General features: G+C 71.1%; 8 protein-coding genes and 3 pseudogenes. 9 read left to right on the top strand and 2 right to left on the bottom strand.

What is annotated here, in order from left to right; all coding sequences use genetic code 11:
• Positions 1-4: 4 nt before the first annotated feature.
• The gene (locus MJQ72_RS35835) at positions 5-3,220 is read left to right on the top strand and encodes an ATP-dependent DNA helicase (RefSeq protein WP_240595476.1); all 3,216 of its coding nucleotides are present in this window, start codon (positions 5-7) and stop codon (positions 3,218-3,220) included.
• On the top strand, positions 3,217-6,474 hold the full coding sequence (locus MJQ72_RS35830) for an ATP-dependent helicase (RefSeq protein ID WP_240595475.1): 3,258 nt from the start codon (positions 3,217-3,219) through the stop codon (positions 6,472-6,474). Before MJQ72_RS35835 ends, MJQ72_RS35830 begins: the two co-directional genes overlap by 4 nt.
• Positions 6,475-6,544: 70 nt before the next feature.
• Here MJQ72_RS35830 and MJQ72_RS35825 read toward each other — a convergent pair whose 3' ends face one another.
• Positions 6,545-6,931: a hypothetical protein gene (locus tag MJQ72_RS35825; RefSeq protein WP_240595474.1), complete on the bottom strand. Its 387-nt coding sequence runs from the start codon at positions 6,929-6,931 to the stop codon at positions 6,545-6,547.
• Positions 6,932-7,019: 88 nt separating this feature from the next.
• On the opposite strand from MJQ72_RS35825, the pseudogene MJQ72_RS35820 reads away from it, so the two are divergent.
• Positions 7,020-8,095 (top strand): annotated as a pseudogene (locus MJQ72_RS35820) (potassium channel family protein).
• Between the two features lie 126 nt (positions 8,096-8,221).
• A pseudogene (locus MJQ72_RS35815) lies at positions 8,222-8,628 on the top strand (hypothetical protein).
• Between the two features lie 320 nt (positions 8,629-8,948).
• Here the strand turns inward: MJQ72_RS35815 and MJQ72_RS35810 are convergent.
• Complete coding sequence (locus tag MJQ72_RS35810) at positions 8,949-10,034, bottom strand: neutral zinc metallopeptidase (RefSeq protein ID WP_396426901.1); 1,086 nt, start codon at positions 10,032-10,034, stop codon at positions 8,949-8,951.
• A 216-nt stretch (positions 10,035-10,250) separates the two neighbouring features.
• Here MJQ72_RS35810 and MJQ72_RS35805 point away from each other — a divergent pair, with 216 nt between their 5' ends.
• The 5 genes and pseudogenes from MJQ72_RS35805 to MJQ72_RS35785 all read left to right on the top strand — a co-directional run bounded on the left by MJQ72_RS35805 (position 10,251) and on the right by MJQ72_RS35785 (position 15,396).
• Positions 10,251-11,378, top strand: coding sequence for a hypothetical protein (locus MJQ72_RS35805; RefSeq protein ID WP_240595473.1), 1,128 nt, complete (start codon positions 10,251-10,253; stop codon positions 11,376-11,378).
• Positions 11,372-12,012 (top strand): annotated as a pseudogene (locus MJQ72_RS35800) (DUF4129 domain-containing protein). Before MJQ72_RS35805 ends, MJQ72_RS35800 begins: the two are co-directional and overlap by 7 nt.
• On the top strand, positions 12,009-13,133 hold the full coding sequence (locus MJQ72_RS35795; RefSeq protein WP_240595472.1) for a DUF4350 domain-containing protein: 1,125 nt from the start codon (positions 12,009-12,011) through the stop codon (positions 13,131-13,133). The pseudogene MJQ72_RS35800 and the gene MJQ72_RS35795 overlap by 4 nt, the downstream one beginning before the upstream one ends.
• The gene (locus MJQ72_RS35790; RefSeq protein ID WP_396426900.1) at positions 13,130-14,110 is read left to right on the top strand and encodes a MoxR family ATPase; all 981 of its coding nucleotides are present in this window, start codon (positions 13,130-13,132) and stop codon (positions 14,108-14,110) included. Before MJQ72_RS35795 ends, MJQ72_RS35790 begins: the two co-directional genes overlap by 4 nt.
• Positions 14,110-15,396 (top strand): DUF58 domain-containing protein, encoded by a 1,287-nt coding sequence (locus MJQ72_RS35785; protein ID WP_240595471.1) that lies wholly within the window; start codon positions 14,110-14,112, stop codon positions 15,394-15,396. Before MJQ72_RS35790 ends, MJQ72_RS35785 begins: the two co-directional genes overlap by 1 nt.
• Positions 15,397-15,498: the final 102 nt, after the last annotated feature.

Below are 15,498 nucleotides of genomic sequence, written 5' to 3'. Positions count from 1 at the left end.
CATCGTGGGCGTGAACGGGCGGCGAACAGCGGCAGGAACCGACGCGCGGCTGGTCCGCACGCCGGTCACCGGCACGCCGTCCTTCCAGTGGGATTCCGGCGCCCGCCGCCTGCTGGCCGCCCCGGATGGGTTCCGCAGGGTCCTCGGCGGCCCCGGCACGGGTAAGACGGCCTTGCTGGCGTCGGCGGCGTCGCGGCGCATCGCGGAGGGCGCGAACCCGGAGAGTGTGCTCATCCTGACCACTTCCCGTAAAGCGGCCGAGGTCCTGCGTGCCGACATCACCCACCGGCTCACCACCGATCCGGAGGAAGACCCGCTGCCGCGCACGATCCGCGAGCCGCTCGTGCGCACGGTGCATTCGTACGCGTACGCGCTGTTGCGCATGGAGGCGCAGGCCGACGACCTCCCGCCACCTCGCCTGCTGGCCGGGGCCGAGCAAGACGTCGTCGTCCGTGACCTGCTCGCCGGTGACATCGAGGAGGGCGCGCTCGACTGGCCGGAACAGCTGCGCCCCGCGCTGAACGTGCCCGGTTTCGCCGAGGAACTGCGAGATCTCCTGCTCCGCGCCGCCGAACGCGGGCTCGGCCCGGAGGATCTGGTCGAACTCGGCAGGCGGCGCGGCCGCGAGGAGTGGATCGCGGCCGGGCGCTTCTGGAGCCAGTACGAAGAGGTCACGCTGCTGCAGGGCGCGGGCGGCAACGCGCTCGGCGTGGCGAGCGCGCCCGCGCTGGACGCGGCGGAGCTCGTCACCTCCGCCCTGCTCGCGCTGGAGGACGATCCCGAGCTGCGCGAACGCGAGCAGCGTCGCGTCCGGCACCTGTTCGTCGACGACGCGCAGCATCTCGACCCGCTGCAGACCCAGCTCGTCCGCCTCATCGGGCACGCCGCCGACGAGTTCGTCGTCGCGGGCGACCCCGATCAGTCCGTGTTCTCCTTCCGTGGCGCGGACCCCCGCCTGTTCGCCGACGCGGACGAGGACGGCGAGCGCACGGTTTTGCTGACCACGGCTCATCGGCACGCCCCGGTGATCCGCGCGGCCGTCACGAAACTCGGTTCCGTGCTCCCCGGCGCGTCGCCGCAGCGCAAACTCGTCGACGCGCCGGACGCGGAGGGCGGTGTCGTCCGAGTCCGGCTGATGCCGACCCCGGCCGCCGAGGCGAGCTGGATCGCCGATCAGCTCCGCCGCGCGCATCTCGTCGACGGTGTGCCGTGGTCGGAGATGGCGGTGCTCGTCCGGTCGCCCGCTCGTACTTTCCTTGTCCTGCAACGTGCTTTGCGGGCGGCGGGGGTGCCGATCGGTTCGGCCACCGAGGAACTGCCGCTCGCGAAGCAGCCCGCGGTTCGTCCTCTGCTGGCGATGCTGCGGCTCGCCGCGGACCCGGAGCTGCTCGACGTCGACCTCGCCGAGATGCTGCTGTCCTCGCCGCTGGGCGGCGCGGATCCGCTCGCGCTGCGGCGGCTGCGTCGCGGTTTGCGCAGGCTGGAGCTCGCGGGCGGCGGACAACGCTCCAGCGACGAACTGCTGGTGGAAGCCTTACGTACCAACGATGTCCTCACCGGCCTCGCCGAGGCCGAGTCGCTCCCCATGCGCCGGATCGGCGGCCTGCTGCACGCGGCGCATCAGGCCGTGGTCCGCGGTGACGGCGTCGAACAGGTGCTGTGGGATCTGTGGCAGGCCAGCGGTCTGGAGCAGCGTCTGCTGCGCTTGGTCGATCGTGGCGGATCGCTGGGCTCTCAAGCGGATCGAGATCTGGACGCGATCGTCGCGCTCTTCGACGCGGCCGGTCGCTATGTCGACAGATTGCCGAAGGCGAGTGTTGCCTCGTTCGCGGATTACCTGTCCTCGCAGAACATCGCGGGTGACTCGCTGGCTCCCGCGGCCATGAAGAGCGAAGGTGTATCGCTGCTCACCGCGCACGCGTCCGCCGGTCGAGAGTGGACGGTCGTCTCGATCGCCGGCGTCCAGGAGGGCAGCTGGCCGGATCTGCGCTTGCGCGGGTCCGTGCTCGGCGTCGAGCGGCTGGTCGACCTCATGTCCGGGGTCGACGACGAAAAGGTGTCCGCCACCGCGCCGATCCTCGCCGAAGAGCGGCGGCTGTTCTACCTCGCCGCAAGCCGGGCGCGGAAGACGTTGCTGGTCAGCGCGGTCGCGGGGGAGGACGAGCAGCCCTCACGGTTCATCGACGATCTGGAGGAGAACGGCGCCGACGACGGCGGCCTGGACTCGCGGATGAAACCGGCGGGACGCTCGCTGGTACTCGCCGAACTCGTCGGCGAACTCCGTGAAGTCGTCTGCGACGAGTCGAGCGACCCGGAAAGGCGGCGGCGGGCGGCGCGTCAGCTCGCGAAACTGGCCGCCGCCGGGGTGCCGGGCGCGCATCCGGGCACCTGGTACGGCCTGCTGGAACCCTCCACCGGCGAACCCGTGCACGGGCCGGGCGATCTCATCCGGATCTCACCGTCCACTGTGGAGGTTCTGGTCAAATGCCCGCTGCGGTGGCTGATCGAACGCCACGGCGGCAGCGATCCGGCACAGCTCGCGGCGGTCACCGGGACACTGGTGCACGGCCTCGCGCAGGCGGTCGCGGGTGGAAGCAGCGACGAGCAGATCCGCGCCGCCCTCGACGAAGCTTGGGTGCGGGTCGACGCCGGGGCACCGTGGTTCTCGCGCCGCGAGCGGTCGCGGGTCGAGCAGATGCTGCGGAATTTCATCACCTGGCTGGAATCCAGCCGCAAGGAGCTGATCGAAGCCGGCGTCGAGCAGGACATCGAGGTCGAGCTGCCGGTCGGCGATGACGACGTCCGCGTGCTCCTGCGCGGCCGCGTCGACCGCGTGGAGATGGACAAGGACGGCCGTCCGGTCGTCATCGACATCAAGACCGGCAAGGTCCCGATCTCCGCCGCCGACGCCGAACAGCATCCGCAGCTGGCCGCGTATCAGCTCGCCGTGCTGCTCGGCGCGGTCGAGGGCGGCTCGAAACCCGGTGGCGCGCGGCTGGTCTACGTCGCGAAGTCCAACAACAAGACCGGATCCACCCAGCGCGAGCAGGCGCCGCTGGACGAGGACGGCGGCAAGCAATGGCTCGAACTGGTGCGCTCGGCGGCCGGATCCGCCGCGGGCCCGGAGTACGGCGTCACCGAGAACCCGGACTGTGATCGTTGCCCGGCGAGGGGTTGCTGTCCGCTGCGCCCCGAGGGCAGGCAGGTGACCGGCCCTTGATCTCCGAACTCCAGCGCCGACAGGTCGAGCCGGGCGAGATCGCCCGCGCGCTCGGCCTGCACAGCCCCACCGACGAGCAGGCCGAGGTGATCGCCGCGCCGATCGAGCCGTCGCTGGTCGTCGCGGGTGCGGGCGCGGGCAAGACCGAGACGATGGCCGCGCGGGTCGTCTGGCTGGTGGCCAACAGTGTCGTCCCGCCGGAACGCGTCCTCGGCCTGACCTTCACCCGCAAGGCCGCCCGCCAGCTCGGCGAACGCGTCCGCACCCGGCTGCGACGGCTGGTGGGATCGGGGCTGCTCGACAAGATCGACCCGACCGGCGACCTGCGCACCACCGTGACCGCGGGCGAGCCGACGGTGCTCACCTATCACGCCTATGCCGGGCGGCTGCTGTCCGAACACGGCCTGCGGCTTCCCGTCCAGCCCGGCGTCCGGCTGCTTTCGGAGACGTCCTCCTGGCAGTTTTCGCATCGCGTCGTGTCCACTTGGGACAGCGACCTCGACACCGATCGGGTGCCCTCCACGGTGACGGCGCAGTTGCTCGCGCTGGCCGGGGAGCTCGGCGAGCATCTGGTCGAGACCGAACGGCTGGCCCAGTACACGTCCTGGCTGTGCGAGGTCATCGAGAACGCGCCGCGGGCGAAGGGTCAGCGCGCGTCGTTGCCGCAGAAACTGGCCGAAGTCATGACGGCGCAACGGTTCCGGCTCGCTCTCCTGCCACTGGTCGAGGCGTATCACACGCGGAAACGAGCGGAAGGCGCGCTCGACTTCGCCGACCAGATGTCGCTCGCCGCGCAGCTCGCCAGCAGCTATCCGGCGGTGGTCGCGGGGGAACGCGAGCGCTACGGCGCCGTCCTGCTCGACGAATACCAGGACACCGGCCACGCCCAGCGGATCCTGCTGCGGTCGCTGTTCGGCGGTGTCGAACATCCGCCGATGCCGGTGACGGCGGTGGGCGACCCGGCGCAGGCCATCTACGGCTGGCGCGGCGCGAGCGCGGCGAACCTGCCCCGGTTCACCACGGACTTCCCGCGTGACAACGGCGAACGGCTCGTCCCGGCGCTGGATTTCGGGCTGCTGACCAGCTTCCGCAATCCGCCCGAGGTGCTCGAACTCGCGAACGCGATCTCGGAACCGTTGCGGGAACGCGGACTCGGGGTCGCGCGGCTGCGTGCGCTGGAAGGCGCGGGGGCCGCCGACATCGCCGCCGCGCTCCTGCCGGACATCCGCGCCGAACGCGAGTGGGTGGCCGACGCGCTGGCGAAACGCTGGTTCGAAACCGTGGAGGAGACCGGAAAACCGCCGACCGCGGCGGTGCTGGTGCGCCGTCGTGCCGACATGGCCCCGATCGCGGCGGAGCTGCGGGCGCGCGGGCTTCCGGTGGAGGTGGTCGGTCTCGGCGGCCTTCTCGACGAGCCCGAGGTCGCGGATCTGGTGAGCACGTTGCGGGTGCTCGCCGACCCGCTCGCGGGCAGCGCGGCCGCCCGCTTGCTGACCGGGGCGCGCTGGCGGATCGCGGCGGCCGACCTCGCGGCGTTGTGGCGCCGGGCAGGCGAACTTTCGTCGCCGGTGCCGCCGTCGGGGAAGTCCGATGTGGACGAACCGGTGCTGGTGACCGAGCGGGTCGAGCAGGCCGGGCTCGCCGACGCCATCGACGATCCCGGCACACCGGAACGGTATTCACCCGAGGGCTACCGGCGGATCCGGAAGATCGGCGCCGAGCTTTCGGCCTTGCGGCGACGGCTGGACCAGTCGCTGCCCGAGCTGGTCGCCGACGTGGAGCGCACCATGCTGCTCGACGTCGAGTCGCTGGCCCGCCCAGGGCCTGCCGGACGCGCGCATCTGGACGCTTTCGCCGACGTCGTCACGGATTTCGCCGAAACGTCGCCGACGGCCACCCTTTTGTCCTTTGTGGACTATCTGAACACGGCCGCGCACGCGGAAGACGGGCTTACCCCCGGCGAGGTGGAGGTGGTCCCGGATCGGGTCCAGGTGCTGACCGTGCATTCGGCCAAGGGGCTGGAATGGCGCATCGTCGCGATTCCGCATCTGGTCAAGGAGGTCTTCCCCGGGCGGCGGCGCTCGTCGTCGTGGCTGCGGACGTCGACTTCGCTGCCCGCCGCGCTGCGCGGGGACTCGGAGGACCTGCCGGAGCTGCGGATCCCCGAAGGCGCGGACCGCAAGGAAGTCCAGGAAGCGCTGGAACTGCACGAAGAAGGCTTCGTCGCGCGTGAAGCGGACGAGGAGCGGCGGCTTTGCTATGTCGCACTGACTCGCTCCGAGCACACCATGCTGATCTCCGGCCATTGGTGGAACGAGAGCAGCGCGCGGCCGAAGGGACCGTCGGAGTTCTTGCTGGAGATCGGCGAGGTGATGCGGGGGAACTCGGTCGGCCGGATCGAGCACTGGGCCGACGAGCCGGAAACCGACGGCGAGAACCCGCTCGTCGCCGACTCCCGCCGGTCGCGGTGGCCGGTCGACCCGCTGTGGCCGCGGCGCGAGGGCGTCACGAACGGTGTCGACCTGGTGCTCGGGGCGATGGAGGAGGCCGAACACGCCGAGCAGGAGGAAGAGGACGATCCGGACGGCTGGATCTCCGATACCAAGGTGCTGCTGGAGGAACGGGCGCGGGCGCGGGACCGAGTGCAGCAGGTGGTCCTGCCGCCACATCTCTCGGTGAGCCAGCTCGTCGAGCTGTCGGCCGATCCCGCCGCGCTGGCCAAACGGCTGCGGCGGCCGCTTCCCGTGCGCCCCAACACCTACGCGCGCCGGGGGACGGCGTTCCACGGCTGGCTGGAGCAGCGGTTCGGCGGCGAGCAGCTGCTGGAGATCCACGACCTGCCGGGGGCGGCGGACGTCGACGAGGCGCCCGATACCGAGCTGGAGGCGTTGCAGACCGCGTTCGAGAAGAGCGAGTGGGCACACCGGGTGCCGCACGCGGTCGAGGTGCCGTTCTCGGCGGACGTCGTGGGCGTGACGGTGCGCGGGCGCATGGACGCCGTGTTCGCCGACGCGGACGGCGGCTGGACCGTCGTCGACTGGAAGACCGGCGCCGTCCCGGAGGCCGACCGGCTCGAGTCGCTGGCCGTGCAGCTGGCGGCGTACCGGCTGGCGTGGGCGGCCTTGAAGAACATCCCCGTGGAAAAGGTGCGGGCGGCGTTCCACTACGTGAAACACGACAAGACCGTCCGCCCGGCGGATCTGCTGGACGCCGAAGGACTGCGACAGCTGCTGAGGAGCGTCCCGACGATCTAGCGTTTCGTCCTCTGAATGCGGTCCTTGCGCGTGCAACTACCGCATCCAGAGGACGAAACGCGAGGGGGGACTAGGCCCGGTCGCGGACCTTCAGGGCCCAGGTCACCAGCGGGATCTGCAGCGGGACGCGGGCCCAGAAAGCCGCTCGCCAGTGCTTCGGGGCCTTCCGGCGGTCGGCGTCGACGGCCATCTTCACGTTCCCCGGCAGCACCGCGACGAACAGCAGCGCGGCCGCGAGCCCGCCGAGCCGCCGGGTCTTCGGATTCGCGACCGCGGCGGCGACACCCAGCTCGGCCACCCCGGAGCCGTAGGTCCAGGCCCGAGGGGAACCGGGAAGCTGCTTCGGGATGATGGCGTCGAAGGGTTTCGGCTGGACGAAGTGCAGGACACCGGCCGCACCGAGCAGGCCGGCGAGCAAGTAGGCGGGCCGCTGGGACGGTTCGGGATCCGGAGACATGCCCTGAGCTTCGCATACCGAGCTGAACGGAAGGATCTTCGGCTATCCTCCCGACCGTGAGTGACGCGGACCAGGCCGGAGCCTGTGCATGAGGGTTCTCAAGCGTTTCCCGGTCAGGCTGAGCGACCGCCCGGACCACGAGCTCGTCGGTGTGATCCGGATGCCGGAACTGACCGTCAGCCCGCTGCGGTCGATCCTCAAACGGATCATCGGCGCGGTGCTCGCCCTGCTCGCGACCGTGCTGATCGTCTACCTCGACCGGGACGGCTACCGCGACGCCAACGGCGACGGGCTCACCTTCCTCGACAGCCTCTATTACGCGACGGTGTCGCTGTCGACCACGGGTTACGGTGACATCGCGCCCGCGACGCCGTCCGCGCGGCTGGTGAACGTCCTGGTGATCACCCCGCTGCGGGTGCTCTTCCTCATCGTCCTGGTCGGTACCACACTCGAAGTGCTCACCGAGCGCTCCCGCCAGGCATTCAAGATCCAAAAGTGGAGGACGAAGGTGCGTGACCACACGGTCGTCGTCGGATTCGGCACGAAGGGCCGGTCGGCGGTCAACGCGCTGCTCGGGGACGAGAACGTCGAACCCGACCACATCGTCGTCGTCGACACCGACCAGCAGGCCCTCGAAGCGGCCACGTCACTCGGCCTGGTGACCGTGCACGGTTCGGCCACCCGCGCCGACGTGCTGCGCGTCGCCGGAGTCCAGCGGGCGCGCGCCGTCGTCGTCGCCCCGAACCGGGACGACACCGCCGTGCTGGTCACCCTGACCGCCCGTGAGCTGGCGCCGAAGTCGCATATCGTGGCGTCGGTGCGGGAGGCGGAGAACGTCCACCTGCTCAAACAGTCGGGCGCGAACCAGGTCGTGGTGTCGAGCGAGACCGCCGGGCGCCTGCTCGGGATGGCGACGTCGACGCCGCTGGTGGTCGACATGGTCGAGGACCTGCTCACCCCGAGTCCGGTCTCGCGATCGCCGAACGCCCGGTGGAACCGTCCGAAGAGGGCGGGTCGCCGCGGCATCTGCCGGATATCGTGCTGGGCGTCGTCCGCGACGGCGTGCTGTACCGGGTGGACGCCCCGCAGGCGGACGCGATCGAGCCGGGGGACAAGCTGCTGTACATCCGGAAGGTGACCTCCGCGGAGACCATCGAGCGGTAGCGGGGGACCTTTGCTACCACCTCGCCGGGCTCCTGTGCTTTGCCGCGAGGTTCTGGGAGCATGGCGTTCGTGCGCAAGCGATCGGACCCCGCCAGAGGGCTCACCCCGGGGTGGAACTCCCTGGCCGTGGCGGCCGGGGTCGGCCTGCTGGTGATCTTCCTGGCGTGGTTCGCCGGGCCAGGGCTGTTCGCCATCTCGAACGAGACCAAGGGGACGACCGTGCAGGCCGAGGTCGTCCGGCCCGCGCCTTGTACGGGCGGCGGGCCACCGAGACGGTCAAGTTCGAATTCGGCGGCAAGCCGACGGAGGGCTCGCTCAACGGCTGCGGACACGGCAAGGGCGAGCGCCTCGAGGTCGTCGTCCCGGACGGGGCTTCGGGGGACGCCATCGCGGTGCACGCGGCCGACGCGACGGCCGGAGCGAGCGACGCGCGGCGGCCGCTCGGGCTGGCGCTGCTGGTGTTCAGCTGCTTCGCGGGCGGGATGTACGTCTTTTTGGTGTTGCGCGGGCCGCGTGTGCCGGTGACCGCCTGATCCCTCTTGACGGTTGGCTACTCGACGTGGCCGGCATTACCACGGGTGTGTGGAAATCGGGACGTTCAACGTCTCTATTCCCACACACCCTGTCGTGAGCGGACCGGTCACGCGGGACGTACGGGTCCCCTCGTGAGTGGCAAAGACGGTTAGAACCGTCCTTGCCACTCACGAGGCCGACGACCAGCCGCATCGAGGGCAAGCCGGAATCGCCGACGGCACCGCATCCGTCGGCGAGCGGCGACCCGCCACCCGAAACGTGTGAAGGCCCCCTTCCCCGTGGCTCAGCCGAGGGGAAGGGGGCCTTCACATGCGAAGAGTCAGGAAACGGCGCTCGAAGGAGCCGAGAAGGTGTTGCAGTCGGCGATCCGGTTGTTGCTCGCACCCGCCCGCCACCACGACGCGTAGTGCGCGTTCGTCCCGTGGTCCTGGCTGCGCGAGGTGTTGTCGCCGCGGGTCTCCTGGTCGTTCCAGGCCTTGTTGTACATGTCCCGGCTGACCGTGCCGCCCTGGTCCACGTGCGCGCCGAGGAACATCCCGGAGAAGCACTGCGCCTGCAGTTCCTTGCGCCGCGACATCTCCAGCCCGGCCGGGCTGTTCTGTCCCGCGTCGTAGATCTTCTGCCAGGCCGCGTCCATCAGCCCCGCGACCTCCTGCACGTGGTGTCCGTACTCGTGCGCGAAAAGGGCCAGGTAGACGCCGGGGTTGTTGCCGTACTGGTCGGTCTGCAGACCGCGGAACGGCACGTAGAGGTTGTTCTCGCAGTAGTACGCCGCCGTCGCGATGCCCACCTGGATGGTGCCGCATTCGGTTTCGAAGCTGGCCCCGGTCGGGAAGTGCAGGGCGGGCGGGGTGAACGGCAGGTCGTAGGCGTCGAGGAACGGGCCCCAAGCGTTGTCGAGGCATTTGCCCGCCGCGGTGAAGAACGCCTCGGCGGCCTGCTGGCTGCTCTGCCATTGCGGCAGCGTGCAGACCCGGTTCCGCAGGCCGGCGTTCGGGTCCTGGAGGATCGGGTGGTCACCGAGCTTGAGGATCTTCTGCGGCCCGCTCGACGAGGACGGCGCCTTGGTCGGTGACGACGGGAACGGGTTCGTCGACGAAGAGGGCGACGAAGAGCCGCTCGGCGGCAGTCCCGCCTGCGAAGGCGTGTTCGGGAGGGTGCTGTAGCCCGCGTTCGCTACGTGATCGGAGTCGTCACGATTGAGTGAAACGATCGCGACCAGGCCGAGGACCAGGACGGCGACCGCGCCGAGGCAGATACCGATGATCGCGCCCACGGACCGGCGTGGCGGCGGAGGCGGGAAGTGGTGCGGCGCGCCGTGCCACTGCGCGGGAGGCTGGCCGTGCACCGGCGGTGGCTGGACGGCGCCGCGTGGCGGCCACTGGCCGTGGGGCGGTTGCGTCATCAAGTCGGTCCCGGTGGTTCTAGGGGCGAACCGGGGGCACCCGGTCCGATGTTCAGCATAACGAGCTAACGGCGTCCCTACCCACAGCTCGGCTGCAGAGGGTATCGAGCGTGAGGCGAGCGGTCACCCATCAGTGTCGTCCCCCCAGCTCTGGCTGGGTGTCGGACCCTCTGGAAGAGTGTTCGTAAGCAACGTGAACGGGTAAGGGGCTGTCGCATGACGGAGACCGGCGGACCGTCCGGGCCGGAAGGCACCGAGACGCCGAAGCCGCAGGCGGGGGAACCGGCACAGTCGCAGGCGGACACACCGACGCCGCCGCGGGGCGAAGTGCCGCCGTCGCCGGCGCCGGAGCAGCAGTGGCAGTCACCCTCCGGGGCGACGCCGCCGCCTCCGCTGCCGTCGTACCAGCCCCCGCCGCAGCAGCAGTACCCGAACTGGAAGGTCGGCCTCGGCAGGCCCGGCGTCATCCCGCTGCGCCCGCTGAACCTGACCGACATCCTCGACGGCGCGGTCACGGCCATGCGCAAGTACTGGCGGATGGTCTTCGGCGCGGCCGCGGTCACCGCCGTGCTCACCGCGGCCATCAACCTGGTCGGGCTGCTGCTGGTCGACACCACCGCCGACCTGGAGCAGATCCGCGATCTCGGCCCGGCGGCCACCGATCAGGAACTGATGAACCAGATGCTCGGCATCCTCGGCGGGACGCTGGCGACGTCGTTCATCACCCTCGTCGCCACCCTGCTCGGGACGACCGTCCTGACCGGATTCCTGACCGTCCTGATGGGCAAGGCCGTCCTCGGCAAACCGGTCACGTTCAAAGAGGCCGCGAAGGAGGCGGCGCCCCGGCTGCTGCCGCTGCTCGGGCTGACCGTGCTCTACACGCTGGCGATCCTGGTCGGGGCGGTCTTCTGCCTGCTGCCCGCGATCATCCCCTACACGTTCTGGGCGCTGGCCAGCCCGGCGTTCATCCTCGAACGCGGCACCGTGTTCGAGGCGTTCCGCCGCTCGGTGAAGCTGGTCTCGGGCATGTTCTGGCGGGTCTTCGGGATCCTGCTGCTGGCGTACGTGATCTCGTCGTTCCTGGCGTCGATCATCACGATCCCGTTCAGCTTCAGCGCCTTCCTGTCCATTTTCGGTGATCTGAACCAGATCTACGTCCCGTCGACCGGCGACCTGATCCTGCAGTCGGTGGGCACGGTGATCGCGCAGACGATCGTCGGCCCGTTCAGCGCGCTGGTCACCGTGATCCTCTACATCGACCAGCGGATGCGCCGCGAGGGGATGGACATCGAGCTGGCCCGCGCGGCCGGGATCCAGACGCCGCCCCCGCCGCAGGCATGGTGACGCGCTTCCTCACCGAGGTCCCGGTCGACATCGATCGGGACACCGCCCGGCTGCGCGCCGCCGAGGAGCTCTCGGGGCAGGCCTACCAGGCCGCGAGACCGAGCTGGCTGTCCGAGGCCTTCGAGTGGGTGGTCGAGAAACTGCTGCGCTTCCTCGAAACGGTCAACGGCGTCGTACCCGGGGGATCTTCGCCGTGGTGCTGCTGATCGTCGTGCTGATCGTGCTGGTCGTGGTGATCCGGCTGAAGTCCGGGCCTTTGGCGACGGCGGCGAAGAGCGGTCGAGCCGTGTTCGCCGGGCAGCGCAAGGCCTCCGGCGAACATCGCCAGGCGGCCGAGGAAGCCGCGGCGCGGGGTGACTTCGACGACGCCGTCCGTGAGCGGTTCCGTGCCGTGGTGCGGTCCTTGGAGGAGCGGGCGCTGCTCGACGAGAAGTCCGGGCGGACCGCCGACGAGGCCGCCATCGAAGCCGGGCGGCTGCTGCCCGACGTCGCCGTGCCGCTGCGCGCCGGCGCCCGGTTGTTCGACGACGTCCACTACGGCGGTCTCCCCGCCACGGCGGACGGCTATCGCTCACTGTCCGATTTGGATGAACGCTGCCGTCGTGCCAGGCCCGTCGCCTTGGCGGCCGGATGACCTCGGTTTCGCCCGACGCCCGCCGGATCTGGCGCGGGGTGCGGCTTCCGCTCGCGGTCGTCCTCCTGATCGTGCTGACCGGCACGCTGCTCGTGCTCTTCCAGGGCGAGCGGACCACCGGCGAGCTCGAACCGGGTTCCTACGAGCCCCGGGGCGGCCGCGCGCTGGCGACCTTGCTGGAACGGGAAGGCGTCAAGATCCCGGTCGTGCGCACCGCCGCCGAAGCCAAGGGTGTCGCGAGGGGCGCGACGGTCTTGATCACCAAACCCGAGTACGTGCCCAAGAGCGCCTTCACGGAGATCCGGCAGAGCGCCGAGCACATCGTGCTGGTGCAGCCGAGTGCCGGCACGGTCGAGGAAGTCCTTCCCGGGGTGCGGGTGAGCGGCCAGGCCGAGACCGAGCCTCGCGCGCCCGAGTGCGAGGCCGCGGATCCCGTCGCGGCGGGGAGTGCGACGATGGGCGGCCTGAAGTACTCGGCCACGCAGCCGAGGGCGCAGGAATGCTACGGCGGCTCGTATCTCGAAGTCCCGAGTCCACAAGGGACGGTGACCGTCCTCGGTACCCCCACGCCGCTGGCCAACGACTGGCTGGCCGACGAGGGCAACGCGGCGCTGGCGATGCGGATGCTCGGGAAGCACGAGCGGCTGGTCTGGTACCTGCCGACACCCGCCGACCCGTCGCTGGAGACCGAGAAGAAGCCGCTGTCCGAACTGATCCCGGCGGGCTGGTCGTACGCGGCGTTGCAGGCCGGGGTCGCGGTGGTACTGCTGGCGCTGTGGCGTTCGCGGCGATTGGGCCCGGTGGTGACCGAGCCGATCCCGGTCGTGGTCCGCGCGGCCGAGGCCACCGAGGGACGGGCTCGGTTGTATCGCAAGGCGAAGGCCGCCGCGCACGCCGGGGAGACCTTGCGTGAGGCGGCCCGCGCGCGGCTCCGGCCGTTGCTGGGGCTCACCCGCGACGCCGAACCGGCCGCATTGGTGGAGTCTGTCGCCGCGCGGACCGGCCGGGCGCCCGCCGAAGTCGGCGCGCTGTTGTACGGGGACCCGCCCGCGGATGACGCCGCGCTGGTGCGGCTCGCGGACGGGCTCGATGTCGTGGAACGAGAGGTGGAGCGGTCTTGAGTAGCGAGCAGTCCGATTTGGACGGTGCGGCCGAAGCCCGGGCGGCGCTGATCGCCCTGCGCGCCGAGGTCGGGAAGGCGGTAGTCGGCAACGACGCGGCCGTCACCGGGCTCATCATCGCGTTGCTGTGCCGGGGACACGTGCTGCTCGAAGGCGTTCCCGGGGTGGCGAAGACGCTGCTGGTGCGGGCGTTGGCGGCCGCGTTGGACCTGGAGACGACCCGGGTGCAGTTCACCCCGGACCTCATGCCGGGCGACATCACCGGTTCGATCGTCTACGACGCGCACAGCGGCGAGTTCTCCTTCCGCGAGGGCCCGGTGTTCACGAACCTGTTGCTGGCCGACGAGATCAACCGCACGCCGCCGAAAACGCAGTCTTCGCTGCTGGAGGCGATGGAAGAGCGTCAGGTCTCCAGTGACGGCAAGACGCGGCCGCTGCCCGACCCGTTCATCGTCATCGCGACGCAGAACCCGGTCGAGTACGAAGGCACGTACCCACTGCCCGAAGCCCAGCTGGACCGCTTCCTGCTGAAGCTGACCATGCCGATGCCGTCCCGCGAGGACGAGTTCGGCATCCTTTCCCGGCACGCGCAGGGTTTCGACCCGCGTGACCTCGGCGCGGCCGGGGTCACGCCGGTCGCCGGGGCCGCCCAGCTCGACGCCGCGCGGCGCGCCGTCGCCGGGGTCACCGTGCGGCCCGAGGTGCTCGCCTACATCGTCGACGTCTGCCGGGCGACCCGGTCGATGCCGTCCGTGCGGCTCGGTGTCTCCCCGCGTGGCGCGACGGCGCTGCTCGCGGCGACCCGGGCGTGGGCATGGCTCGCGGGCCGGGACTATGCCACCCCGGACGACGTCAAAGCCTTGGCGCGGCCGTCTTTGCGGCACCGCCTCGACCTGCGGCCCGAGGCCGAACTCGAAGGCGCGACCGCCGACGGCGTGCTGGACCGCGTCCTCGCGTCCGTGCCCGTTCCGCGCTGATGGCCGTCACCGGGCGGCTCGGGCTGCTGGCGCTCCTCGCTGCGCCGGTGGTCGGTTTCCTGCTGCCCTCGTGGGCCGGGATCGGGCTGGCCGCGGCGGTGCTGCTCGTGCTGGTGGTGCTGGATCTCCTGCTGGCCGGGAGTGTGCGACGGCTCCAGTTCGCGCGGGCGGGCGCGACGTCCGTGCGGCTGGGGGAGGAGTGCGAGGTCACGCTGACCGTGGCCAATCCCGGCGGCCGCCCGGTGCGCGCGTGGCTTCGCGACGCTTGGCCGCCCAGCGCCGGCGCGGACGACCGGCACCGGCTGACGTTGCCCGCGGGTGAACGCCGTGCCGTGACCACGAGGCTCCTGCCGACCCGTCGCGGCGACCGGACGGCGGTGCGGGTCACCGTCCGGTCGACCGGACCGCTGGGGCTGGCCGCCCGGCAGGGTTCGCACGACGTGCCGTGGACCGTGCGGGTGCTGCCGCCGTTCCACAGCCGCAAGCATCTGCCGTCGCGGCTGGCGCGGCTGCAGCAGCTCGACGGCCGCAACGCGGTGCTGATCCGGGGCCAGGGCACGGAATTCGACTCGCTGCGCGAGTACGTGATCGGCGACGACGTCCGGTCGATCGACTGGCGGGCTTCGGCGCGCGCGTCCGACGTCATGGTGCGGACCTGGCGTCCCGAACGCGACCGGCACGTGGTGCTGGTGCTCGACACCGGCCGCGTTTCGGCGGGCCGCGTCGGGGACGCGCCGCGGCTCGACGCGGCGATGGACGCGGCACTGCTGCTGGCCGTGCTCGCCGCGCGGGCGGGCGACCGCGTCGACCTGCTCGCCTATGACCGGCAGGTCCACGCGGCGGTCCAGGGCTCGACGGATCTGTTGCCCGCCTTGGTGAACGCGATGGCGCCGCTCGAACCGTCGCTGGTCGAGACCGACGCGCGGGGAATGGTCGCGGAGGTGCTGCGGCGGACCCGGCGGCGCGCGCTGGTCGTCCTGCTGACCGGGCTGGACGCGGCACCGCTGGAAGAAGGCCTGTTCCCGGTGCTGTCGAAGCTGACCTCGCGGCACCAGCTGATGATCGCTTCGGTGGCCGACCCCCGGGTCGCCGAGATGGCCGCGGGCCGCGGCGACGCGGAAGCCGTCTACGACGCGGCGGCGGCCGAGCGGGTGCTGGCCGAACGGCGCCAGGTCACCGCGCGGCTGGCGCGGCACGGGGTCGAGGTCGTCGACGCGGTGCCCGAGGATCTGCCGCCGCGGCTGGCGGACCGGTATCTCGCGCTGAAGGCGGCCGGACGGCTTTGATCGCGTCGGCCTGGTGCCGGCCGGGGGTAGGTCGCGGCCTGGCTGAACCCGATGGAGTGGTGCCGGTTGGCGGCCGGGGGCGCGGGCGGTTAGCTCGGAGGA

The sequence above is a fragment of the Amycolatopsis sp. EV170708-02-1 genome (assembly GCF_022479115.1).
In the GTDB taxonomy this organism is placed as follows: domain Bacteria; phylum Actinomycetota; class Actinomycetes; order Mycobacteriales; family Pseudonocardiaceae; genus Amycolatopsis.
The sequence above is the reverse complement of the archived record's forward strand: the minus strand, read 5'-3'. Positions and strand labels throughout refer to the sequence as shown.

Coding starts and splice junctions, on each gene's coding strand:
- MJQ72_RS35825 (WP_240595474.1), bottom strand. CDS start 6,931: ATGTCTCCGGATCCCGAACCGTCCCAGCGGCCCGCCTACTTGCTCGCC.
- MJQ72_RS35810 (WP_396426901.1), bottom strand. CDS start 10,034: ATGACGCAACCGCCCCACGGCCAGTGGCCGCCACGCGGCGCCGTCCAG.
- MJQ72_RS35805 (WP_240595473.1), top strand. CDS start 10,251: ATGACGGAGACCGGCGGACCGTCCGGGCCGGAAGGCACCGAGACGCCG.
- MJQ72_RS35795 (WP_240595472.1), top strand. CDS start 12,009: ATGACCTCGGTTTCGCCCGACGCCCGCCGGATCTGGCGCGGGGTGCGG.
- MJQ72_RS35785 (WP_240595471.1), top strand. CDS start 14,110: ATGGCCGTCACCGGGCGGCTCGGGCTGCTGGCGCTCCTCGCTGCGCCG.